23 protein-coding genes and 2 tRNA genes are annotated in these 22,398 nt (G+C 66.3%); 12 read left to right on the top strand and 13 right to left on the bottom strand.

Annotated features, from left to right (window positions below; translation table 11 throughout):
- Positions 1-4 precede the first annotated feature (4 nt).
- Positions 5-178 carry a hypothetical protein gene (locus VHP37_11465; GenBank protein ID HEX2826958.1) on the top strand — a complete coding sequence of 58 codons (174 nt, stop codon included), beginning with the start codon at positions 5-7 and terminating at the stop codon, positions 176-178.
- Here VHP37_11465 and VHP37_11470 read toward each other — a convergent pair whose 3' ends face one another.
- From VHP37_11470 to VHP37_11485, 4 genes are all read right to left on the bottom strand, one after another.
- The gene (locus VHP37_11470; protein HEX2826959.1) at positions 179-1,135 is read right to left on the bottom strand and encodes a tripartite tricarboxylate transporter substrate binding protein; all 957 of its coding nucleotides are present in this window, start codon (positions 1,133-1,135) and stop codon (positions 179-181) included.
- Between the two features lie 97 nt (positions 1,136-1,232).
- A complete protein-coding gene (locus VHP37_11475; GenBank protein HEX2826960.1) occupies positions 1,233-2,393 on the bottom strand; it encodes a cupin domain-containing protein in 1,161 nt (386 codons plus the stop codon).
- A gap of 71 nt (positions 2,394-2,464) precedes the next feature.
- On the bottom strand, positions 2,465-3,442 hold the full coding sequence (locus VHP37_11480; GenBank protein HEX2826961.1) for a tripartite tricarboxylate transporter substrate binding protein: 978 nt from the start codon (positions 3,440-3,442) through the stop codon (positions 2,465-2,467).
- 73 nt (positions 3,443-3,515) lie between these two features.
- Complete coding sequence (locus VHP37_11485) at positions 3,516-4,070, bottom strand: carboxymuconolactone decarboxylase family protein (GenBank protein ID HEX2826962.1); 555 nt, start codon at positions 4,068-4,070, stop codon at positions 3,516-3,518.
- Between the two features lie 149 nt (positions 4,071-4,219).
- Here VHP37_11485 and VHP37_11490 point away from each other — a divergent pair, with 149 nt between their 5' ends.
- A complete protein-coding gene (locus VHP37_11490; GenBank protein HEX2826963.1) occupies positions 4,220-5,872 on the top strand; it encodes a thiamine pyrophosphate-binding protein in 1,653 nt (550 codons plus the stop codon).
- A 122-nt stretch (positions 5,873-5,994) separates the two neighbouring features.
- Here VHP37_11490 and VHP37_11495 read toward each other — a convergent pair whose 3' ends face one another.
- The gene (locus VHP37_11495; GenBank protein ID HEX2826964.1) at positions 5,995-6,999 is read right to left on the bottom strand and encodes a Gfo/Idh/MocA family oxidoreductase; all 1,005 of its coding nucleotides are present in this window, start codon (positions 6,997-6,999) and stop codon (positions 5,995-5,997) included.
- A gap of 52 nt (positions 7,000-7,051) precedes the next feature.
- On the opposite strand from VHP37_11495, the gene VHP37_11500 reads away from it, so the two are divergent.
- The 6 genes from VHP37_11500 (at position 7,052) to VHP37_11525 (ending at position 11,318) form a co-directional block, all read left to right on the top strand.
- Positions 7,052-8,257 (top strand): PQQ-dependent sugar dehydrogenase, encoded by a 1,206-nt coding sequence (locus VHP37_11500; GenBank protein HEX2826965.1) that lies wholly within the window; start codon positions 7,052-7,054, stop codon positions 8,255-8,257.
- Positions 8,258-8,406: 149 nt separating this feature from the next.
- Positions 8,407-8,883 carry a c-type cytochrome gene (locus tag VHP37_11505; protein ID HEX2826966.1) on the top strand — a complete coding sequence of 159 codons (477 nt, stop codon included), beginning with the start codon at positions 8,407-8,409 and terminating at the stop codon, positions 8,881-8,883.
- A gap of 262 nt (positions 8,884-9,145) precedes the next feature.
- Positions 9,146-9,424: a hypothetical protein gene (locus VHP37_11510; protein ID HEX2826967.1), complete on the top strand. Its 279-nt coding sequence runs from the start codon at positions 9,146-9,148 to the stop codon at positions 9,422-9,424.
- A 314-nt stretch (positions 9,425-9,738) separates the two neighbouring features.
- Positions 9,739-9,813: transfer RNA gene (locus VHP37_11515), tRNA-Asp, on the top strand.
- Positions 9,814-9,815: 2 nt separating this feature from the next.
- Positions 9,816-9,888 (top strand) — tRNA-Pro (locus VHP37_11520).
- 296 nt (positions 9,889-10,184) lie between these two features.
- Positions 10,185-11,318 (top strand): slipin family protein, encoded by a 1,134-nt coding sequence (locus tag VHP37_11525; GenBank protein HEX2826968.1) that lies wholly within the window; start codon positions 10,185-10,187, stop codon positions 11,316-11,318.
- A gap of 141 nt (positions 11,319-11,459) precedes the next feature.
- Here VHP37_11525 and VHP37_11530 read toward each other — a convergent pair whose 3' ends face one another.
- Complete coding sequence (locus VHP37_11530) at positions 11,460-12,341, bottom strand: ankyrin repeat domain-containing protein (GenBank protein HEX2826969.1); 882 nt, start codon at positions 12,339-12,341, stop codon at positions 11,460-11,462.
- An 86-nt stretch (positions 12,342-12,427) separates the two neighbouring features.
- On the opposite strand from VHP37_11530, the gene VHP37_11535 reads away from it, so the two are divergent.
- Entirely contained in the window at positions 12,428-13,402 is a 975-nt protein-coding gene (locus VHP37_11535) for a tripartite tricarboxylate transporter substrate binding protein (protein ID HEX2826970.1), read from the top strand.
- Entirely contained in the window at positions 13,399-14,232 is an 834-nt protein-coding gene (locus tag VHP37_11540) for an alpha/beta hydrolase (GenBank protein HEX2826971.1), read from the top strand. The genes VHP37_11535 and VHP37_11540 overlap by 4 nt, the downstream gene beginning before the upstream one ends.
- Before the next feature lie 295 nt (positions 14,233-14,527).
- Here VHP37_11540 and VHP37_11545 read toward each other — a convergent pair whose 3' ends face one another.
- Genes VHP37_11545 through VHP37_11555 form a run of 3 tightly spaced genes read right to left on the bottom strand, consistent with a single transcriptional unit; the run spans position 14,528 to position 18,171 of the window.
- Complete coding sequence (locus tag VHP37_11545; GenBank protein ID HEX2826972.1) at positions 14,528-15,325, bottom strand: xanthine dehydrogenase family protein subunit M; 798 nt, start codon at positions 15,323-15,325, stop codon at positions 14,528-14,530.
- Between the two features lie 10 nt (positions 15,326-15,335).
- The gene (locus VHP37_11550; protein ID HEX2826973.1) at positions 15,336-17,681 is read right to left on the bottom strand and encodes a xanthine dehydrogenase family protein molybdopterin-binding subunit; all 2,346 of its coding nucleotides are present in this window, start codon (positions 17,679-17,681) and stop codon (positions 15,336-15,338) included.
- A 10-nt stretch (positions 17,682-17,691) separates the two neighbouring features.
- Entirely contained in the window at positions 17,692-18,171 is a 480-nt protein-coding gene (locus VHP37_11555) for a (2Fe-2S)-binding protein (GenBank protein HEX2826974.1), read from the bottom strand.
- An 85-nt stretch (positions 18,172-18,256) separates the two neighbouring features.
- Here VHP37_11555 and VHP37_11560 point away from each other — a divergent pair, with 85 nt between their 5' ends.
- Positions 18,257-19,027: a hypothetical protein gene (locus VHP37_11560; GenBank protein HEX2826975.1), complete on the top strand. Its 771-nt coding sequence runs from the start codon at positions 18,257-18,259 to the stop codon at positions 19,025-19,027.
- Between the two features lie 182 nt (positions 19,028-19,209).
- Here VHP37_11560 and VHP37_11565 read toward each other — a convergent pair whose 3' ends face one another.
- From VHP37_11565 to VHP37_11575, 3 genes are all read right to left on the bottom strand, one after another.
- Positions 19,210-19,500, bottom strand: a complete 291-nt coding sequence (locus VHP37_11565; protein HEX2826976.1) for a GIY-YIG nuclease family protein — start codon at positions 19,498-19,500, stop codon at positions 19,210-19,212.
- A gap of 249 nt (positions 19,501-19,749) precedes the next feature.
- Positions 19,750-20,160 (bottom strand): tripartite tricarboxylate transporter substrate-binding protein, encoded by a 411-nt coding sequence (locus tag VHP37_11570; protein ID HEX2826977.1) that lies wholly within the window; start codon positions 20,158-20,160, stop codon positions 19,750-19,752.
- Positions 20,136-20,780 carry a tripartite tricarboxylate transporter substrate-binding protein gene (locus tag VHP37_11575; protein ID HEX2826978.1) on the bottom strand — a complete coding sequence of 215 codons (645 nt, stop codon included), beginning with the start codon at positions 20,778-20,780 and terminating at the stop codon, positions 20,136-20,138. Before VHP37_11575 ends, VHP37_11570 begins: the two co-directional genes overlap by 25 nt.
- Before the next feature lie 209 nt (positions 20,781-20,989).
- Here VHP37_11575 and VHP37_11580 point away from each other — a divergent pair, with 209 nt between their 5' ends.
- A complete protein-coding gene (locus VHP37_11580; protein ID HEX2826979.1) occupies positions 20,990-21,628 on the top strand; it encodes a DsbA family protein in 639 nt (212 codons plus the stop codon).
- A gap of 107 nt (positions 21,629-21,735) precedes the next feature.
- On the opposite strand, the gene VHP37_11585 is transcribed toward VHP37_11580, so the two are convergent.
- Complete coding sequence (locus VHP37_11585; GenBank protein ID HEX2826980.1) at positions 21,736-22,275, bottom strand: glutathione peroxidase; 540 nt, start codon at positions 22,273-22,275, stop codon at positions 21,736-21,738.
- Between the last annotated feature and the right edge of the window lie 123 nt (positions 22,276-22,398).

Genomic DNA, 22,398 nt, shown 5'->3' on the forward strand with positions numbered 1-22,398 from the left:
GGTTATGGCGGACAAACCTCAGCGTTGCGCGCACAGCGCGTGCAAGTGCACGGTCAGCGAAGGACAGAAGTACTGCAGCAAACACTGCGAAGAGCACGCGAAGATGAACGACCCCGAAGGCAAGGTGTTGTGCGGGTGCGGCCATCCGGAGTGCGGAGCGACCGAAGCCGCCTCGTAGTCACTGGGCCTGGAGGTGGAGCTTCGCGACCAGCTTCGCGATGCCGTCGACTTCCGACTTCACGAACGCGGCGAACGCCTCCGGCTGGCTGCCGACGACGTTTGAGCTCATCTCGGCCATCCGCTTGGTCACCTCGGGCGAGTGCAGCGCGGCCAGCACTGCCTTGTGGATCGCCGCGACCGTCTCCTTCGGCGTCTTCGCGGGCACGAGGAGGCCGTTCCAGAGGTTGAACTCGTAGTCGGGATAGCCCGATTCGGCAATCGTGGGAAGCTCGGCGACGAGATTCACGCGCTGCTTAGACGTGACGGCCAGACCCCGTAAACGCCCGCTCTTCATCTGGGGGAGGGCCACGGGCAATGGCGAGAAGTACACGATCGTCTCGCCCGACACGATCGAGGTCAGCGACTCGCCGCCGCCTTTGTAAGGCACGTGGCGCAGGTTTACGCCCGCCTGCGCCTTGAAGATCTCCGCGGCGAGGAAAGTCACCGTGCCCAGGCCGGCGGAGGCGTAGTCGAGCGCGCCGGGTTTCGCCTTGGCGAGCTTCACGAGATCGGCGAGCGACTTCGCCGGCAGCGACGGATGCACCACGACGACGTGCGGCGACGAATCGACCTGCGTCACCGCGGTGAAATCGCGCAGCAGGTCGTAGGTGAGGTTCTTGTAGAGGCTCACGTTCGCCGCCTGGGCGTTGTTGATCATCAGCCATGTGTAGCCGTCGGGCGGCGACTTCGCGACGTTGTCGGTCCCGATGTTGCCGCTCGCGCCCGGGCGATTGTCGGGCAGGACGCGCTGGTTGAGCACCGCCGACACGCCGTTGGCGACGACGCGAGTCACCGCGTCCGCGCTGCCGCCGGGCGAAGAGGGGATCACCCAGCGGATGGGTTTGGTGGGGAAAGATTGCGCTGCTGCGAGTGAGCAGCAGAGAAGCAAGCTGACGAGGACTGCATGGAACTTCACGGCGTTGCTCCCCGGGTAAAGGAAGGGAGGTCTGCAAGGAGGCAAACCTTGGTTTCCCTCCTTGGCGTTCACCGGCGGGAACCGCCAGGTAGCAGCGCTACCTGGCGGAATGTGAGGCAATCGCCACCGACGCCGGCTTCGCCGACCGATTGCTCCACGCGTGATTGTTCCCGCGGATGATCACGAAGTCGCCCTGCTTGACCGTCATCTCCTGCGTGTCGAGCACGAGCGTGAGCTCGCCTTCGGTGACGATGCAGAGATCGAGCGTCTTCATCTTCTGCATGTAAGGGTGCTTCGCGTTCGCGGAATACGTCGACGCGTGCGGTGCGTTCATCGCCGCGTAGTACGCGCGCACTTCCTTCTCGCCGACCTTGGCTGTCCAGCTTTCGTCCGGAGGGAAGGTGAAGACGTTGAGCACCGAGCCGCGAGGCGGCGGCTCGAGCGTGTGCGGCAGGTGCAGCGTCTCGAACACGATCTTCGCCGGCATGCTGTCGGTCACCCACATGCGCTGCATGGCGAAGCCGGGGCGCGCGGGATCGGTGCGCACGTCGGGCGAGGGGCCGTCGCCGACGAGGGTCGACTTGCCGGCGACCTTGTCGGTCGCGACCACGCGGCGGGCGGGCTTCACGCCTTCGGGCAGCTTGTGGCCTTCGGGCGCTTTCATCGGCTTGTCGTTGCCCTGGGCGGTGCCGGCGGGGCCGTCGACGAACTCGGCGTCGAACATGTCGAACGCCATCATGCAGCCCATCTTCGAGCTGTCCCACAGGTGCCATGCGCCGACATCGATGACGACGTCGCCGGGCTTGAGCGTGAGCGTCGCGTCGTCGAGCTCCATCTGGCGCTCGCCCGCGATCATGATCCCGTAGTCGACCGACTTGGTCTTGTGCATGTACGAGCGGTTGTAGTGGTTGCCGCCGCCGCGGTCCCACGTGCGGCCGTGCTGCACCGGGTCCTGATACGGCGCGGGCGGCGGCGAATCGGCGGTCTTGGCGAGCCAGTGCACGACGCGCAGATGCCCGCCGCCTTCGGGACACGGGAACTCGTCGTTCCAGGTGCCGGCGTCTTCCTTGCCGTCGAGCACCGGCGGCGTCTCGCGCCATACCCAGAAATCGGTGTGGCCGCGGCCTTCGGCTTTCACGCCGGACACGCCGGGAAGCTGCGCTTCGTGCTGGCCGGGCGACGGGCCGTCCCAGACGACCTTCGATTTGCCGTTCTCGTCGTCGCCGGTGACGACGCGGCGGATGGGAGTCAATGCCATTCGTTGCTTCCTCCTTGGTTGCAAAATCGGGGTCAGGTCCACATTTCGCGGAAATGTGGACCTGACCCCATTTATTGGGGCTTGAGCCCCGCGGCCTTCACCACCTTGCCCCATTTCGCGTATTCGGCCTTGCAATATGTGGCGAACGCTTCGGGCGATTCGGGCGCGGCATCGAGGCCCTGCCTGAACATCTGCTCTTTGAGCTCGGGCGCGCTCAGCGCCGCGACGACGTCGCGGTTGAGCCGCGTGACGAGCGCCTTCGGCGTCTTCGCCGTCACGAACAGGCCGTTCCAGTTGTTGGCCTCGAATCCTTTCAGCCCGCTCTCGTCGAGCGTCGGCACGTCGGGCACGAGCGCCGAGCGCTTGAGCGTGGTCACCGCGAGCGGTTTGATTTTGCCGGCCTTGATCTGTGCGATCGAGCTCGCGCTGGTGGCGAAGATGAGCTGCACGTCGCCGCCGAGCAGCCCCACCATCGCCGGGCCGCCGCCCTTGTAGGCCACGTGCGCGAGCGAGGTGCCGGCCTGCATGTTGAAGAGCGCGATCGCGAGATGGCCCGCGCCGCCGATGCCCGACGAGCCTGCGTTCAACGGTTTGCTGCGGGCGAGCGCGATGAGCTCCTTGACCGAGTTTGCGGGGACCGACGGATTCACGACGAGGATGTTCGTCTGGTCCGCGATGCGCGTGACCGGCGCGAGGTCGCGCAGCGTATCGAAAGGCATCTTCGCCACCAGGTGCGGATTGACGACGAGCGCGATCGTGCCCAGCAGCAGCGTGTATCCGTCGGGCGGCGCGTTGACGGTGATGTCAGCCGCGATCGTACCGGAAGCGCCGGGGCGGTTGTCGACCACGACCTGCTGGCCCCACTTCGCCGCGAGTACGTTGCCGAGCCCGCGCGCCGCGGTGTCCGATCCGCCGCCCGGAGCGAAGCCGACGACGAACCGCACCGGTTTCGTCGGATAGTCGGCCGCGGTGCCGCCGGCCGCGGCCAGCGGTAGCGCCGCGGCCGCGATGAGCCCTGCTCGAAAGAATCGCATGAAGGGGCGTGCCATGTGCGTCTCCTCGTTATTGTGAAAATCCGGGTCAGAGTCAGATTACAGGAATGAAATGTGACTCTGACCCGGATTATTTTTTGAGCGGAAGCGTGGCGCCTTCCGGCAGCGGCATCTCGTGGGAAAGGAGTTGCATCGCCACCATGCCGTAATAGCCGCTCAACGCGGTGAGCTCGACGATCGCCGACACGCCGAAGAGCTTCTTGGCGCGCTCGTGCGTCGCGTCGCTGATCCTGTGGTGGCGGTGAAGCTCCACGAGATAGTCGTAGATCGCTTCTTCGTCTTCCTGCTCGAACTTGGGTCGTTCGTTCTTCTCGAGCGACGTGACCACCGATTGCGGCAGCCCGTTCTTCACGCCGTTCGGCGCGTGCGACAGGAACACGTAATCGCAGTCCCACATGCGCGCGGTGACGATGATCGCGAGCTCCGAGAGCCGCAGCGGAAACGAGCTGCGCAGGCGCAAGAGCTCGCCGAACGGATGCATGTACTCGGTGACTTCCGGATTGTGGAGCGTGAAGCGGTACGGGCCCGGGATGCGGCCGCCGCGGCGGCCCAGCAGGCCTTCGAGCACTCGCTTCTGCTCGACGTTGAGATCGCTCTCGGGCGTGATGATCGGTATGCGCGGCATGGCGCTGCTCCCCTTCTGATTGACGGTCGCCAAGTATAGGCGCGCGGTGGCACGCGTTCATGGTGGGGGTGAGTCCTATACGTGGACTCGGCCTCCGCACGCAGCCCGAACTCGGCTTATGATTCAGCACTCATCAAGAGGGGAGTTACATGAAGGTTTATCAGCGTCTCGCGCAGGCATTCAAGGCGGAAGGCACCGAAGCCGTGTTCGGCATGATGGGCGACGCCAACATGTATTGGTATACCGAGCTCGCCAAGCTCGGCGTCGAGCTCGTCGAAGTGCGTCACGAAGGCGCGGGTCTCGGCATGGCCGACGGCTGGGCGCGCGCGACGCACAAGGTCGGCGTCGCGAGCACGACCTGCGGCCCGGGCACCACTCAGATCGCCACCGCGCTCGTGACCGCGTCACGCGCGGAGTCGCCGCTCGTGGCGTTCTGCGGCGAGCATCCGGTCAGCGACGACGGCTACAACCAGCGCTTCGACAACCGCGGCTTCGCGAACGCGTGCGAGACCGGTTTCGTGCGCCTGAACTCGCCCGAGAGCGTCGACGACGTGGTGCGCAAGGCGTTCTATCTCGCGCAGCTCGAGTCCAAGCCGGTGATGCTGTCGTGCCCGATGGACATCCAGCAGAAGAACATCGACGAGGACGAGGAGTACCAGCCCTCGTCGACGCTGCTGCCCAAGCGCGCCTCGGGTCCGGATGCGGACTCGGTGAAGCGCGCGGTCGATCTCATCTCCAAGGCCAAGCGTCCGGTGATCGTCGCCGGCCGCGGCGCGCGCTGGTCGGGCGCGGGCGAAGCGATCCTCAAGCTCGCCGACAGGAGCGGCGCGCTGATCGCGACCTCGCTGATGGCGAAGACGTGGCTCGCGGGCCAGGATCCGTTCCACATCGGCGTGTCCGGCCTCTACGCGACCAAGACCGCGATCAACCTGCTGCACGACGCGGACGTGGTGATCGGCGTCGGCGCGAGCCTGAACCGCTACACGACCGAGCACGGCTACCTCTATCCGAACGCGAAGTTCGTGCACATCGACACCAAGACCCACGTGCTGATGGGCAACTCGCGCTCCTCCGACGTCTACATGCAGAGCGACGCCAAGCTCGGCGTCGAAGCGCTGCTGGCGGCGCTCGAGCAGCAGGGCTTCAAACAGACCGGCTATCGCACCCCTGACGTGAAAAAGCAGCTCGTCGGGCACTTCCAGGACAAGAAGGAATACCCGATCGAGGACGACAAGGTCGACCCGCGCGACGTCATCACGACGCTCGACGAAGTCATCCCGAACAACATCAGCCTGCTCACCGGCAGCGGCGCTTCCGCCGGCTTCTCGAACATCCTGTTCAACAAGGAGCGCCCGATCGTCATGGCGAGCCACTTCTTCGGCTGTATCGGCCAGATGATGCCGGCGGCGATGGGGGCGGTGCTGGCGACCGGCAACCGGCCGCACGTGCTGGTGGACGGCGACGCGTCGGTGATGATGCACCTTGCCGAGTTCGACACGATGATGCGCTACAAGATGCCGCTGCTCATCGTGGTCCTCAACAACGAGTCGCTCGGCGCCGAGTACTACAAGCTCGACGCGCACGGCATGGACAAGCAGCTCTCGTGCATCACGACGCCGGACCTTGGCGCGGTCGCCCGCGGCTTCGGCGGCAAGGGCGTGCTCGCCACTTCGTCCGAGCAGGTGCAGAAAGCGGCGCAGGAGTGGGTGGCGAACCCGTGTCCGATGATCATCGACGCGCGCATCGAGCGCGCGGTGGTGACGCTGCCGTATCGGCGGATTCATTACGGTTCCGACGAATAAAGCAAGGACGCAGAGGTCTTTCGCCGTCATTCCCGCGAAAGCGGGAATCCATTTTGAACTGCATCAAGGTCAACATGGATTCCCGATCGCTCCCGCTCGCGCGGGTCGGGAATGACGGCTTTTCATAACGGCGCTCGAGCTATCGAGTAAGCCTCATCCGCGAGCTTCATCGCGCGATAACAATCCTCGAGGGACACCGCCGGCGCTTCGCCGCGCTGCCAGCGCGCGAGCGCATCCTTCACGGCGAGCGCCGGCAGCGGCTCGGGCGTTTCCGCGGTCAACGTCTCTTCCCCGCGCGCCGTGATGCACGTGAGCTTGCCGTCGCGCAGCACGAGCATGGCGTCGCGTCCCGCGAGCTTCCATTCGGCGTCCGCGCCTTTGCCCGGAAACGTGTTGCCGACTTCGACGGTGCCCAGCACGCCGCCCGCCGAGCGCAGCAGCACGCTCGCGTAATCCTCCACCGCCTCGCCCAGCGCCCGCGAGCTCAGCTGCGCGCCGGTGACCGTCGCCGCTTCGCCCGTCAGATGAAGGAACAGGTCGAGCCCGTGCAAGCCGACGTTGCGCAGACTCCCGCCGCCCGCGATCGCCGGGTCGAGCATCCACGGCGCGCCCCACTGGACGTAACGCGCTGACGTCGGACGGTTCGACCCGAAATAGAAATGCGACAGCAGCCCGAACGCGCCTTCGGCCATCATTCGGTGCGCGTGGGTGGCGAACGGGTGCAGCCGCTGGAAGAGCGGCACGCCGGCGAAGGTCGGCCGCGACGCCGCCTTGGCAGCGAGCGAGCGCACTTCGGCCGCGTTCACGCCGGCCGGTTTTTCGACGAGGAAAGGCCGGCCTTCGTCGAGCAAGCCGTGCGCGATCGCGGCCATGTCGCAGTGACGGCCGAGCACGAGCGTGAAATCGGGGCGAACCTCGGCCAGCATGCGTCGCCAGTCGGTGAACACCGGCGGCGAGCCGAGCTTGCCCGCGCGTTCGGCGGCGAGCGTCCCGTCGGTGTCCTGAACCGCTGCGATCTCGACGCCCGCGGTGCGTGCCAGCGTGGCCAGATAAGCGGCGTCGTAGAGCGAGTGCCAGTGGCCGACGCCGACGGCGGCGATCCTGACGTTCACATTGCGAACCCGCATGTCATGTTTTGGAGTGTAATAGCAGCTCCGCCAAAAGAAGAGAGGAGCCGCCATGCGCACCGCACTCGCCGTCGCAGTCGTCGCTGCTTTCACCGGTTACGCCGTCGCCCAGGACAAGTCCGCGCCGCCGCCTTCGTGGCACCAGGGCAAGTCGGACAAGATGAAAGATTCGAAGCTCGCGCCGCATCCGGGCAAGATGACCGAGACGCCCGCGAGCGAGATTCCCGTCGGCAAGCTGAAGGTGCCGGCCGGTTTCAAGGTCGAGCTGTGGGCGAGCGGTCTCCCCGGCGGCCGCGCGATGGCCGTCTCCGAGGACGAGAAGAAGATCTGGGTCGGCACGCGCGGCATCGGCCGTGTGTACGAGATCACCAACGACGGCGGCAAGCGCAGCGTGCGCACGATCGCCTCCAAGCTCACCCAGCCCGCGGGTGTGGCGTACAAGGACGGCTCGCTGTACGTCTTCGCGATCGACAAGGTGCTCAAGTACGACGGGATCGCCAAGAACCCGGACGTCCAGCCGCAGGACCTCACCGCGAAGTTCGACCTGCCGCCCGAGCAGCACCACAACTGGAAGTATGTCGCGTTCGGTCCGGACAACAAGCTGTACGTGCCGTTCGGCGCGCCGTGCAACATCTGCGAGCCGAAACCCGAGTACGCGCAGATCCGTCGCTACAACGCCGACGGCTCGGGCAAGGAAGTGATCGCGACCGGCGTGCGCAACTCGGTCGGCTTCGACTGGCATCCGCAGACCAAGGAGCTGTGGTTCAGCGATCACGGCCGCGACTGGATGGGCGACGACAGCCCGTCCGACGAGCTCAACCGTCTGGCCAAGCCCGGCGCGAACTTCGGCTTCCCGTACTGTCACGCCAACGGCACGGTTGACGTCGACTTCAAGAAGGCCGACGCGTGCAAGGGCGTCACGATGCCGGTGCTGCTCACCGGGCCTCACGCCGCGACCATGGGCGTGAAGTTCTACACCGGTAAGATGTTCCCGGCGGAGTACCAGAACTCGATCTTCGTCGTGCGCAAGGGCTCGTGGAACCGCACCACGCCCAACGGCTTCGACGTCGTGAACGTGCGCGTGGGCGCCGACGGCAAGAATGCTTCGATGACGACCTTCATGAGCGGCTTCAACGAGAGCGCCGACACCTACAAGTTCTGGGGACGTCCGGCGTACATCCACCAGATGCGCGACGGCTCGCTCCTCGTCAGCGACGAGCAGGTCGGCGCGATCTATCGGATCAGCTATCAGAAGTGAAAGATAGGAGAGAGGAGAGGAGAAAAGAGATAGGAGATAGAAGAAGGTCGCGGCTGCCTGCGGCACGGCGCGTTCTCCTTTCTCTCGCTTCTCTCCTCTCTCTGTTCATTCCCATTTGCCTTCCCGCCCATGCACAGGACGTGTGCGAGGTGTGCCACGGCGCGGGCGGCAACTCGATCACGCCGCGCATCCCTTCGCTCGCGGGCCAGCCGAAGCTCTTCATCGAGACGCAACTCGTGCTCATGCGCGAGGAGCTGCGCCCGGCGCCGGTGATGCAGCCGATCGTGCAGAAGATGAAGGACGCGGACATCACGCGCTTCGCCGATCACTACGCCAAGCTGCCGGCGAAATCGACCGAGAAGGGCCCGGCCGATCCCAAGCTCACCGCAAGGGGCAAGGAGCGCGCGGCGGCCCTGCGCTGCGGCGTGTGCCACGTCTCGGACTTCAAGGGCCAGAACCAGGTGCCGCGGCTCGCCGCGCAGCGTTCCGATTACCTTGCCGCGGAGATGCGCGCGTACCGCGACAACAAGCGCAAGGGCGGGGACACCATCATGGCCGCTGCGCTCTACGGCGTGCCGGATGCGGACATCGACGCGCTGGCGCATTTCCTGTCGCGGCTGCCGTAAACGTCAAAATGGATTCCCGCCTTCGCGGGAATGACGATTGGGCAGTCTTCGCGGGAATGACGAAGCGACGTCATTCCCGAACGGCGATAGCCGGGCTATCGGGAATCCATTTTTCCAGCCTCGACCGATCTTCAAACCTGCACCTGAGCTCGTTCCTCCTCGAGTGTCTTGACCGACTTCGAACAGCACCCATAATGACACGCCCGCAAGCAGCATAAGACTTCGAGGAGGAACCACGGTCTCGAGATCAGAGTTCGCAATCGTGGTAGCTGCAAGTCTGTCGTGTGCTGTCTTCGCCGTCGCGGCGGACAAAGCCCGGCCCTATCCCTACAAGCCGATACGTCTCATCGTTCCGTTCTCGCCCGGCGGCACGAACGACATCCTGGCGCGCATGGTCGCGACGCATCTGTCGCAGTCGCTCGGCGAGACCGTGATCGTCGCAACCGCACCGGCGCCGAAGGCATCATCGGCACCGACGCCGGCATCCCGCGCCAGAAATAATTCGGGATCGTGTCAACGCCGGCCGCCGCGCGAGCGTTAGGCGTCTCCTTATGCTGAATCACCACTACATCGATAACCCAGAGTCCGGGCTGAAACCCCAGGCGTACGCGCGGCCGTGCCGCGACCGGGTGCGGGAGACACGCGGGATGCCTTGAGCATCTTCCACGTCCTTCCAGAGCCCGGGTGCGCCGCAAGGTCCCCGGGCTTTTTTGTCTTCGTCGTTCCCGCGCAGGCGGGAATTTGACGAGAGGAATTCGTCGTGAACGCAACGTCAGCGGGCGAGGCTCGTGAGTCCTCCCTGGCGCGCCGGCCGGTTCGGCCGTGCGTGTACCGACCTGCGGAGCGGCGGATAGGGGTGAACTGGCTCAACGGTAGAGCGCGGCCCTGTCGAGGCCGAGGTTGTGGGTTCGATTCCCATGTTCACCGCCAACTTGGATAGCTCAGGTCGGTAGAGCAATCGCTTTGGGAGCGATGAGTCGCGGGTTCGAATCCCGCTCCAAACCACAGGGCCTTTAAAGCCTTGATACGCAGTAGTGGAACCGGTTTCGGCCGAGGCTGGGAAACCGCGTCAGACCCCAAAGATGCCGGGGTCTGACGCCAACCCGGCCCCGGCACCGGCGGTCACGCCGAGCGCGCCGTGCGGCGCGTGCGGGCGATGCGGTCCAGCTTCGATACGCGGAGGGTTGCGTATCGAAGCGCAGCCGCAGCCCCCGCACGCGCGGCGGCGCCCGCGGGACCGCCGGGAGACCGGAACCTTTTTTGTCGGGGTCTGACCCCGGTTTGATCCAGGGAGAAGAAGAATGGTCATTCGCAAATTCCACGTGAACAAAGACGAGCGTGCGCTCGTCTTCGACCGCGGCGATTTCGTCGACGTGCTGCGTCCGGGCGAGCACTACCGCTTCGACCCGCTGTTCCGCTGCACGATCGAGAAGTACAACGTCGCGAACGTGCGGTTCGAGCACCGCCTCGCAGATTACATCGTCAAGGCGGAGCGCGAGATCGCCGAGCGCGAGTTCCACGTGATCGAGCTCGGGGCCACGCAGGTCGGCCTGCGCTACGAGAACGGCGTGCTCGCCGAGGTGCTCGCGCCGAACACCCGGCGCCTGTACTGGAAGAGCTACGTCGATCTCGCGTTCGAGGTGATCGACATCGCGGTCGATTTCGCGGTCGATCCGCGCCTCGCGCCGCAGCTCGTGAGCGCGAAAGCGCAACGGGTGGCCGGCGCTGACGGCGTGCTCGCGGTGCAGGTGCCCGAGTACCACGTGGGCGTGCCGTACGTCGACGGCAAAGTCGCAGGGCTTCTCGAAGCGGGCATGCACTACTTCTGGAAGTTCATCCGCGATCTGAAGGTCGAGGTCGTGGATACGCGGCTGCAGTCGGTCGAAGTCGCGGGGCAGGAAATCCTCACCCGCGACAAGGTCAGCTTGCGCGTCAACCTCACCGCGGGCTACCGCGTGAGCGACGTGCTCGCGGCCTACGGCAAGCAGGCGAAGCCGCTGGAGTACCTGTACAAGGAGCTCCAGTACGGCCTGCGTGCCGCGGTCGGCACGCGCACGCTCGACGAGCTGCTCGAGAACAAGGGCGCGATCGACGAGACGGTGGCGGAGCACATCCGCCGCCGTACCGCCGGTCTCGGGCTGGAAGTCGATTCGGTCGGGGTGAAAGACATCATCCTGCCCGGCGAGATGAAGGCGATCCTCGCCAAAGTGGTGGAGGCCGAAAAGGCCGCGCAGGCGAACGTGATCCGCCGCCGGGAAGAAACGGCGTCGACGCGCTCGATGCTCAACACCGCGAAGGTGATGGAAGACAGCCCGATCGCGCTCCGGTTGAAGGAGCTCGAGACGCTGGAGAAAGTGACCGAGAAGATCGGTCAGATCTCCGTCGTCGGCGGGCTCGACGCGGTGCTCAAGGATCTGGTGAAGATCCGCGGGTGACGCGGAGAGCGGAACGGTCGCAGGTGAAAGCCTGCGGCCGTTTTTTCTTGAAAATGGATCCCCGCCTGCGCGGGGATGACGGAGCACTCGTCATTCCCGACCGCGCGACAGCGCGAAACGATCGGGAGTCCATCTCGACCTTCACGCCCCCCGCAGCAACCTCACCAGCAACGCATTCTTCGCCTTCTCGGCCAGATCGAGCGGCGTCGCGCCGTCGGCGTGGCGCGCGGTCGTGTCCCCGCCGGAGCGCAGCAGCAGCCGCACCACTTCGGTGTGACCGTTCGCGACCGCCTTGTGCAGCGGCGTCCAGCCTTCGTTCGTGGGCAGGTTCACCGCCGCCCCGCGCTGGATCAGCGCCCGGGCCGCTTCGACGTGGCCCGACGCGGCAGCCTGCAGCAGGGCGGTGAGTCCCGACTTGCTCTGCACGTCGACGTCGACGCGCGAGACCAGGAGCGCGATCACCTGCGCGTAGCCCTTGAGCGCCGCCCAGTGCAGCGGCGTGTAGCCGCCGCGATCGGCGGCGGCAACATTGGCGCCGCTTTCGATCAGCAGCTTCGCGGCGGCTTCGTTCCCGTTGAACGCGGCGACCATGAGCGGCGTCCACTCGCGCGCGTCGCGCGTATCGACGGGCATCCCCGCTTTCAGGAAGAGCTCGAGCTGCTCGGCATCGCTGCCCTCGGCGGCGCGCATCATGTCCGACGCGACCGGCCGCATCCCGATCAGTGCGAGCGCGGCGGTCGCGTCCTCGCGCTCGTGTCCCCAGACGTCGCGCTTGTAATCCTCGCGCGCCCACAGCCGGTCGTAGCCGACCGAGAGCCGGTAAATTTCGCGCGCGACGTCCGGCGGGAACCCCTGGCGGCCGCCGCGGCGGTCGACGAGCAGCTCGTCGAACACTGCGCTCGCGCGCTCGGGCGAAGCCCACGCCTCGACGATCTTGTCGATCAGCCGCGGGAACTTCGCTTCGAGCGCGTGCGGATAGAGGTCGGATTCGTGCTGGAGATAACGGGCGAGCCGTTCGTTCACGGAGGTGCCTTACGGGTGCTGCTTGACCCATGCAACGGGCGGACCCTATCGTAAGGGCATACCGACAACGACGGGAGGGGGAAGGGATGACGACTGTGACGCGCGCCACACTCGCGCTCGTCTGCGCGCTCGCGCCCGCGTGTCCGGCGGCGGCGCAGACGTACCCTTCGAAGCCCGTACGTCTCGTCGTCGGCTTCGCCGCGGGCGGGCCGACCGACGTCATCGCGCGCCTCATCGCGACGCAGATGACGCAGGCGATGGGTCAGAGCGTGGTCGTCGAGAACCGCACCGGCGCCAACGCGATCATCGCGACCGACCTCGTCGCGCGCGCCGCGCCCGACGGCTACACCGCGATTTTCTCGTCGCTCTCGCTGCTGGTGAACGCGCTGCTCGCGCCCGACAAGATCAAGTACGACCCGTTCAGGGACTTCGCGGCGGTGAGCAACGCCGCGACGCTCCCGATGGTCGTGGTCACGCGGCCGTCGACGCCGGTCAATTCGATCGGCGAGCTGATCGCACTGGCCAAGCGCCATCCGGGCGAAGTCACGTACGGCTCCGCGGGCCACGGCGGCTCGGCGCATCTGGCGGGCGCCATGCTCGAAGCGATGGGCAAGGTGAAGATGACCCACGTCTCGTTTCGCGGCAACGCGCCCGCGCTCGTCGACGTGATGTCGGGACAGGTCACGTTCATGGTGTATCCGATCATCGGCATCGCCGAGTTCGTCAACGCGAAGAAGCTCAAGGTGCTCGCGGTCGGCACCACCAGGCGCCATCCCGATTTCCCGAACGTGCCCACCGCCGCCGAGGCCGGTTACGCCGGCTTCGAGCGCTGCGCGCCGTGGGTCGGCACGCTCGTCCCGGCACATACGCCGCGGGCGATCGTGAACCGTCTTTCCGAAGAGCAGCGCAAGGCGCTCGCCAAGCCCGAGGTCGTGTCGCGGCTGAACGGGCTCGGCGCGAACATCGTCGGCGACACGCCCGAGCAGTTCGCCGATTTTCTCAAGCAGGATTACGAGCGCTGGGCTCGAGTCATCCAGACAGCCGGAGTCAAACCCGAGTGATCACACCCGCACCGCACGAAGACCGCCATATAGAAGTCAACGGCATCAACCTCCACTATCTCGATTACGGCACTGCAGGCAAACCGCCGATGCTCTGCCTGCACGGCGGTGCGGTGACCGCGCACTGGTTCGATTTCGTCGCGGGCGGTTTTACCGCCGAGTACCACGTGCGCGCGCTCGACCAGCGCGGGCACGGCGACAGCGGACGCGCGAATCCGCCGTCGTATCGCTACGACGAGTACGCCTCGGACGCCGAAGAGGTGATGAAGAAGCTCGGCATGGAGGACGTCGTGCTCGTCGGCCATTCGATGGGCGGGCTGGTGTCGCTGACGCACGAAGCGCTGTACCCGGGACGCGTGCAAGCGCTGGTCGTCGTCGATTCGACGCTGCGCTCGACGCCCGACCGCGTATCGAACCTGCACCAGATCGGCAACCGCGAAGGCAGCAGCTACGCGACCAACGAAGAGTTCATCGAGCGCTTCAAGGTGCGCCCCGAAGGCACGCAGGCCGCGCCCGAGATCATCCGCTACCTCGCCGAGCGCGGCGGCCGGCAGGACGAGAACGGCCGCTGGCGGCACAAGTTCGACCGCAACGTGTACTCCAAGCGCGAGCTCATCGAGATCCCGCCGCTGTGGGACCGCGTGAAGATCCCCGTCCTGCTCGTCAAAGGCGGCTTGAGCGACCGCGTCACGCCCGAGATCATCGCCGACATCAAGTCCCGCGCGCCGCAGGTCGAGCTCGCCGAAGTGCCGGGGAGCGAGCATCACGTGACGCTCGATAATCCCCCCGATTTCGTGGCGGCAGTGAAACGATTTCTCGCGAAGCTATAGAAGAGAAAAAACTTACCGCAGAGGACGCAGAGGACGCAGAGGAAGGTCAAGGGCCAGAGCAATTGACCGCAAAGGACGCAAAGGACGCGAAGGAAAGCAAAACCAGACCGCATTAACCATGAACGACAACCGCGACTCTGCATCGTCATTCCCGCGAAGGCGGGAATCCATTTTCAAGTCGTTAACGTCACAATGGATTCCGGATCATTTCGCGCTGCCGCGCCGTCCGGAATGACGATTGTTTTTCCTTTGCGTCCTTTGCGTCCTTTGCGTCCTTGGCGGTTAAAAAGCTTTTCTAGCTACCAAGCGCTGCCTGCACCGCCCGCTTCGCCATCACCGTGACGAGGTGTGCGCGATAGTCGGCTGCCGCGTGGATGTCGCTGTTCAGGCCGTCGGGTTTCACTGTGATGTCCGCAACCGCGTCCGGCGCGAAGCGTGCGGTGAGGGCTTTTTCCATCTCCGGCACGCGGAAGACGCACGGGCCTGCGCCGGTCACCGCGACGCGGACGCCGGTCGCGGTTTCCGCGACGAACACGCCCACCAGCGCGAAGCGTGATGCGGGTTGCCGGAACTTGGCGTAGCCCGCGCGCGCAGGCTTCGGAAAGCGCACCGCCGTGATGATCTCGCCGGGCTTGAGCGCGGTTTCGAAGATCCCCCGGAAGAACTCGTCGGCCTCGTGCTCGCCTTGCGTGGTGACGATCGTCGCCCTCAGCGCGAGCACGCCGGCCGGGTAATCCGCGGCGGGATCGTTGTTCGCGATCGAGCCGCCGAGCGTGCCGAGGTTGCGCACCTGGCGGTCGCCGATCGCCGCGGCGAGCTGCGCGAGGGCGGGTATCGACTGCTTCACGGAGCTCGACTCCGCGACGTCGGCGTGACGCGCCATCGCGCCGACGGTGACGACCTCGCCGTCGCTCGCGATCGCCGCGAGGTCTTTCAATGCGCCGAGATCGACGAGATCGGTGCTCGACGACAGCCCGACCTTCATCGCCTGCACCAGCGACTGTCCGCCGGCCAGCAGCTTCGCGTCGGCGCCGGCTGCGAGCGACGCTGCATCGGCGAGCGTCGCCGGCCGGTGATAGTTGAACGCTTGCATGGGGCCTCCTTTAAGCGTCTTTCTCGCGCAGCGCGCGCCACACCGTCTGCGGGGTGGCGGGCATCGGCAGGTCTTTCACGCCGATCGCGTCGGTGATCGCGTTCATCAGCGCCGCCGGCGCGCCGATCGCGCCCGCTTCGCCGCAGCCTTTGACGCCGAGCGGGTTGTGCGTGCACGGCGTCTCGCGCATGTCCACCTTGAACGACGGCACGTCCGACGCGCGCGGGATGCAGTAGTCCATGAACGACCCGGTGACGAGCTGGCCGCTGTCGTCGTAACGGCAGCCTTCGGTGAGCGCCTGCCCGATGCCCTGCGTGATGCCGCCGTGGACCTGGCCTTCGACGATCATCGGATTGATCACCTTGCCGAAGTCGTCGACCGCGGTGAACGACGCAACGGTCGTCGCACCGGTCTCGGGATCGACCTCGACCTCGCACACGTACGTGCCCGCCGGGAAAGTGAAGTTCGAAGGATCGTAGAACGCGTTCTCGTTCAGCCCCGGCTCGAGCTTGTCGTGCGGATAGTTGTGCGGCACGTAGGCGGCGAACGCGACCTCGGCGAAGGTCTTCACGCGGTCGCTGCGCAGCCGGCGGTACACGCCGGCATCGAACTCGACTTCGCTCTCGTCCGCTTCCATCAAATGCGCGGCGATCTTGCGGCCTTTCGCGATCACCTTGTCGACCGCTTTCACGATCGCCGTGCCGCCGACCGCGATCGAACGCGAGCCGTACGTGCCCATGCCGAAGAGCACTTTGGACGTGTCGCCGTGGACGATGTTCACGCTGTCGAGCGGAATGCCGAGCATGTCGGCGACGACCTGCGCGAACGTCGTCTCGTGCCCCTGTCCGTGCGCGTGCGAGCCGGTGAAGACCGTCACGCTGCCGGTCGGGTGCACGCGGATCTCGGCGGCTTCGAAGAGGCCTGCACGCGCACCGAGGCTCCCCGCGACCGCTGAGGGCGCGAGGCCGCACGCTTCGATGTAGGCCGCGTAACCGAGGCCGCGCAGCCTGCCGCGCGCCTCGGACTCCTTGCGGCGTGCAGCGAAGCCTCCGACGTCCGCCAGATCGAGCGCGGCGCTCATCGTCGCTTCGTAGTTGCCGGTGTCGTACTGGAGCGCGACCGGCGTCTGGTAGGGGAAGTCGCGAATGAAGTTGCGCCGGCGGATTTCCACCGGATCGATGCCCGTCTCGCGCGCCGCGGTCTCGACGAGTCGCTCGACGACGTACGTCGCCTCGGGGCGCCCGGCGCCGCGATAAGCGTCGACCGGCGCGGTGTTGGTGAACACGCCGGTGACTTCGCAATGGATGACGGGCGTCGTGTACTGGCCCGCGAGCAGCGTCGCGTACAGGATCGTCGGCACGGAGGATGCGAATGTCGACAGGTACGCGCCGAGGTTCGCGGTCGTCTTCACGTCCATCGCGAGGAAGCGGCCTTCGCGGTCGAGCGCGAGCCTCGCCCGCGTGACGTGATCGCGGCCGTGCGCGTCGCTGATGAAGGACTCGCTGCGCTCCGCGGTCCACTTCACCGGCCGTCCGAGCTGCTTCGCGGACCACGCGACGACCGCGTCTTCGGCGTAGAGGAAGATCTTGGAGCCGAAGCCGCCGCCGACGTCGGGCGCGACCACGCGCAGCTTGTGCTCGGGGATGCTCAGCACGAACGCGCCGAGCAGCAGCCGCTCGACGTGCGGGTTCTGGTTGGCGATGTAGAGCGTGGTGGTGTCGTCGGCGCGCGAGTACGCGCCGATCGCCGCGCGCGGCTCGATCGCGTTGGGGATGAGGCGATTGTTGGCGAACTGGAGCTCGGTGACGTGGAACGCCTTGGCGAAAGCCTCGTCGCTCTTAGCCTTGTCGCCGAGCGCCCACACATAGCACGTGTTGTCCGGCGCCATCTCGTGCAGCACGGGGGCGTCCGAGTCTCGGGCGCGCGCGGCGTCGCAGACCGCATCGAGCACTTCGTAATCGACCTCGACCAGCGCGGCGGCGTCGCGCGCCTGGTCGAGCGTCTCGGCCACGACGGCCGCGACCGCATCGCCGACGTAGCGCACCTTGCTCTGCGCGAGGCATGGGTGCGGCGGCTCTTTCATCGGCTGGCCGTCGACATCGGTGATCAGCCAGCCGCACGGCAGGCCACCGAGCTTGGCGACGTCGGCGCCGGTGTAGACCGCGACGACGCCGGGCGATTTCAGCGCCTCGGCCGTGCTCACCGACTTCACGTTCGCGTGCGCGTGCGGCGAGCGCACGAACACGAGACAGGTCTGGCGCTCGAGCTGGAGGTCGTCGGTGAACTGCCCGCTCCCGGTCAGGAAGCGGTAATCCTCTTTGCGCTCGATGCGGGCGCCGATCAGGGGTGCGTTCATGATGTAGCGCTCACTTGGCGGCGGCCATCGCCTTCGACCCGGCGACGATCGCCTTCACGATGTTGTGATAACCGGTGCAGCGGCAGAAGTTGCCGTCGAGCGATTCGCGCACGTCGCGTTCGGAAGCACCCGGATTGCGCGCCGCGAAGTCGATCGCGTTCATGACCACGCCCGGCGTGCAGAAGCCGCATTGCAATCCGTGGTGCTCGCGGAAAGCCGCCTGCATCGGATGCAGCTCGCCATCGGCGCGCGCGATGCCCTCGATCGTCACCACGTCCGCGCCGTCGGCCTGCGCGGCGAGGAGGGAGCACGATTTGATCGCGCGGCCGTTGAGATGCACCGTGCACGCGCCGCATTGCGCGGTGTCGCAGCCGACGTGAGTGCCGGTGAGGCGCAGCCGCTCGCGGATGAGCGTCACGAGCAGCGTCCGCGGCTCGACGTCGGCGGTGACCTGCTGTCCGTTGACCCGCAGGGAGATGCTGATCGTCATCGTCGTCCTCCTCCAGGATCGCGATCGATCATGCTATTCCCGGCGCCGCGCAGCGGCAACCCGCGCGCCGTGCTACGCTTTCGGGATGCGCACCTCCTACATCGTCGACAGCGCGAACGCGCCGTGGAAGCGAAGCTCGACCGAGGGCATCACGTTCGAATGCCAGGTGCTGCTCGACGGGGAGGACGGCGGGCCGGAAGCGATGCGCTTCCGCTTCGACGATACGCCGTCGGTATATGCGCACATGCACCTCACCGCGCAGTTCCAGCTCCTGCTCGAGGGCGCGATGGATTTCCCGCGCGGGGTGAAGCACATCGAGGGGCCGGCGATCCACTATACCGACCACAACATGCCGTACGGTCCGTTCGCGGTCTCGCGCGGGCACGACATGCTCGTGCTGCATCCGAAAGCGGGCGGGATCATCTCGATGGTGAACCTCGACGCGCGCAAGCAGATCAACCTCGGTGGGCGTCTGTTCGCCTGCTCGGCGAGCGACACCGAATGGCGGCCGCTGCCCAACGCCGAGCACTCGCAGTTCAAGTTCCTCACGCCGCCCGATTTCGGTCCGGCGGCGGTCGTGGTGCGCGCGCCGGCGCTCGCCGCGCTCGGCATGCCCGCGCCGCAGTTCGGGCGCTACGAGGTCGTGCTCGAAGGATCGGTCATGGTCGAAGGGCAGGAGATCGGTCCGCCGGGATTCCGCTACGCGCGCGCCGACGAGCCCGTCGAGCCGCTGGTGACGGGCCAGGACGGCGCGACCGTCGCGTTCCTCACCTTCGATCGCGATGCGCTCGAAGGCGGGATCGGGGAGGAAGGGCTCGCGAAAGAAGCCGCCGAAGCGATGGCGCGCGCGATCTAGGGACTGTCATCGCGAGGGGGCCGCAGGCCGACGAAGCGATCCCGTGGCGCACGGAGCGGACGCTCCGGGATTGCTTCGTCGCCCCGCTCCTCGCAATGACAGCCGTCGCCATCGCGAGTAGGTCGACACGGCCGTCATCGCGAGGAGGCCGCAGGCCGACGAAGCGATCTCGTGGCGCACGATCACAGCTCGTCGTAGAGATCGCGCCAGTCCGGATTCATGCGCTCGATCAGTTCGAGCTTCTTCCTGCGCGAGCCGGCCTTGATCTGCTTCTCGCGCGCGATGGCGCCGAGCGGCTCAACGCAGGTTTCGTAATAGACCAGACGACTGATGTTGTACTGCTTCGTGAATCCCTCCACGAGCTTTTCCTTGTGTTGCCAGACGCGCTGCTTCAGTTTCGAAGTCACGCCGGTGTACAGCACCGTGCGGCGGCTGTTGCTCAGGATGTAAACGCAATACACACGATCGTCCACCGCGGAACCTCCGGCGGAAGCGCTCGAAGGAATTAACGCGGTCCGGCCGATCGGTGTTTACGTGCGCCACGAGATTGCTTCGTCGCTGCGCTCCTCGCAATGACAGCCGTAGGCATCGCGAGGACGCTCGCAATGACGACGGTGGTCATCGCGAGGCGGCTCCGACCGGAACGCCGTGGCGATCCCGTGGCGCACGCAGCGGACGCTCCGGGATTGCTCGTGTCGCTACGCTCCTCGCAATGACGACGATCAGCGGCGCGGAGACGCAGAGCGCGTGGGTGAGTCAGTCGCCAGCCCCACCGCCTGGATGATCGGGCTCCACTTCGCGAGCTCGGCGCGGATCATCCCCGCCGCTCTGTCCGGGCTCGAATCGGCGATCGGATCGACCCCGAGCTTCACCAGTGCATCGAAGAAGGCGCGGTCCGCCATCACTTTGCCCACCGCGCCCGCGAGCTGATCGACGACCGGGCGCGGCGTGGCGGCGGGCGCGAGCAGGATGTTGTAGGTGTACGCGGTGACGGCGGGCAATCCGGCTTCTGCGGTCGTCGGTATCTCGGGCGCGCCGACCGAGCGCTGCTCTTTCATCACCGCGAGCGTCCTCACGCGTCCCTGCCGATGGTGCGGGAGCGCCGCGCTCAGCGTCGAGCAGACGATCTCGATCTGTCCCCGATGAGGTCGTGCATGCTCGGGCCGGCGCCTTTGTACGGCACGTGCAGGATCTTGAGACGGCCGGCGTGCGTCTTGAAGAGCTCGCCCGCCAGATGGTTGATCGAGCCCACGCCCGAAGACCCGTACGAGTAATAGCCCGGTTTCGCTTTCGCCGCGACGATCAGCTGCTGCAGCGTGCGCGCGGGGACGATCGGATGCACCGACAGCGAGATCGGTCCGGTGCCGAGCACCGCGATCGGCGCGAAGTCCTTCACCGCGTCGTAGGGCACGTTCGGCATCGCCGAAGGATTGATCGCGTGCGTGGACGACGTCGCGATGAGGAGGGTGTAGCCGTCGGGTTTCGCTCGCGCGACTTCGGCGCTGCCGATCGTGCCGGCCGCGCCGCCGCGGTTGTCGACCACGAGCTGCTGGCCGAGCACCGGCGCGATCCGGGCGGCGAGGTGACGCGAGACGTTGTCGGTCTGGCCGCCCGGCGGGAACGGCACGATGAGCCTGACCGCTCTGTCAGGCCAGGTCTCCTGGGTCTGTGCGAACGCGCCTGCGGGCAGGACGCCGGCGGCGAGGGCGAGGATGGAAGCGATACGACCGGTGCTGCGTTTCACTTGATGCATGAGGCCTCCTCGGGGAAGACAAGTGAAATTCGCGGTCGCCTCTTCGGGGGCTTTCGTAATTTTCCCGTTGCAGGGAAACGAGCGCTCGGCGGATGATTGCGCTCTTGGAATGAGCGGGGGCTGCGGCCTCCTTTCGGATCACACTGTGGACACGATCATGATCCACATTGCGAACTTGAACAAGCGCCAAATCGCACCGGGAGATCGGAATGGAAAGCCAGCAAACCGCACAAGAGCCTTTACGGGTGGTCGTCTTCGCCGACTTCGTGTGCCCCTACAGCTTCCTCGCGGTCGAACAGATCGATCGCATCGCTCGGGAATACGGCGTGACGCCGCTGTGGCGGCCGCACTGGCTGCATCCCGACACGCCGCCGGAGGGCCAGCCCGGACAGCGCAGCCCCGAGCGGGCCGAGCGCCTGCGCGCGTGGATCAAGGACATGGCGCCCGATCACCTCGACCGCATCCGAATTCCCGAGAAGCGCCAGTACAGCTTCCGCGCCTTCGAAGCGCTCGAGTTCGCGTACGACCACGGCCTCGATTTTCCGTACAAGACCGCGCTCTACGACCTCATGTGGACCGAAGAGCGCGACATCGGCGAGATCGATACGCTGGTCGACGCCGGCGCACGCGTGGGTCTCGACCGCGCCGAGATGAAGACGGCTCTGGAGGAGCACCACTACGCCGAGCGCGCGCTCGAAGCGGTGCAGCAGGCGCGGCGCATCGGCATCGAGAACACCCCGACGATCTTCCTCGGCAAGACCCGCATCAACGGCTGGACGTATTACGAGGTGATGCAGAAGGTGATCGAGGGATACGGCGTGAAGCCGCTGGAGGCGCAGGCGGCGTAGTCATCGCGAGGCGGCTCCGAAGGAACGCCGACGCGATCCCGTGGCGCACGGCAACCGGACGCTCCGGGATTGCGTCGTCGCTGCGCTCCTCGCAATGACATGGTCTGTCAACGCGCGGCCAGCAGCCGTTCGATCTCTTTCACGAGCCGGGGATCGTTCGGCTCGACCGCGCTCTCGTACGACAGCACCTTCGCGCCGCTGCGGTCGACGAGATACTTGTGGAAGTTCCACTTCGGCCGCGCGCCCGAAGCCTTGGCGAGCCGTTCGTAGAACGGGTTGACCGGGCCTTTCGCGACGCCGCTCCTGGCGTACATCGGGAACGACACGCCGTAGTTCACCTCGCAGAAATTCGCGATCTCCTTGTTCGAGCCGGGCTCCTGCGCGCCGAAGTCGTTCGACGGGAAGCCGATCACCACCAGTCCCTTGTCCTTGTAGCGCCTGTGCAGCTTCTCCAGCCCTTCGTATTGCGGCGTGTAGCCGCACTGGCTGGCGGTGTTCACCACCAGCAGGACCTTGCCTTCGTAGCGGCAGAGCGAGGCGTAGTCTTCGCTGAGCGTCGGCAGGGCGACGTCGAGCAGCGCGGGGCAGGCGGCCGTGGCGGCTGACGGGAGGGCGAGCAGGGCGAAGGCGGCAAGAACGCGGATCATGCCGGTCATCCTACACGCGTTAAGATCGAAATGGATTCCCGCCTTCGCGGGAATGACGAGGGCGCCCGCCTTCGCGGGAATGACGAAGGTGTCCGCCTTCGCGGGAATGACGAGGGTGCCCGC

The sequence above is a fragment of the Burkholderiales bacterium genome, assembly GCA_036262035.1.
In the GTDB taxonomy this organism is placed as follows: domain Bacteria; phylum Pseudomonadota; class Gammaproteobacteria; order Burkholderiales; family SG8-41; genus JAQGMV01.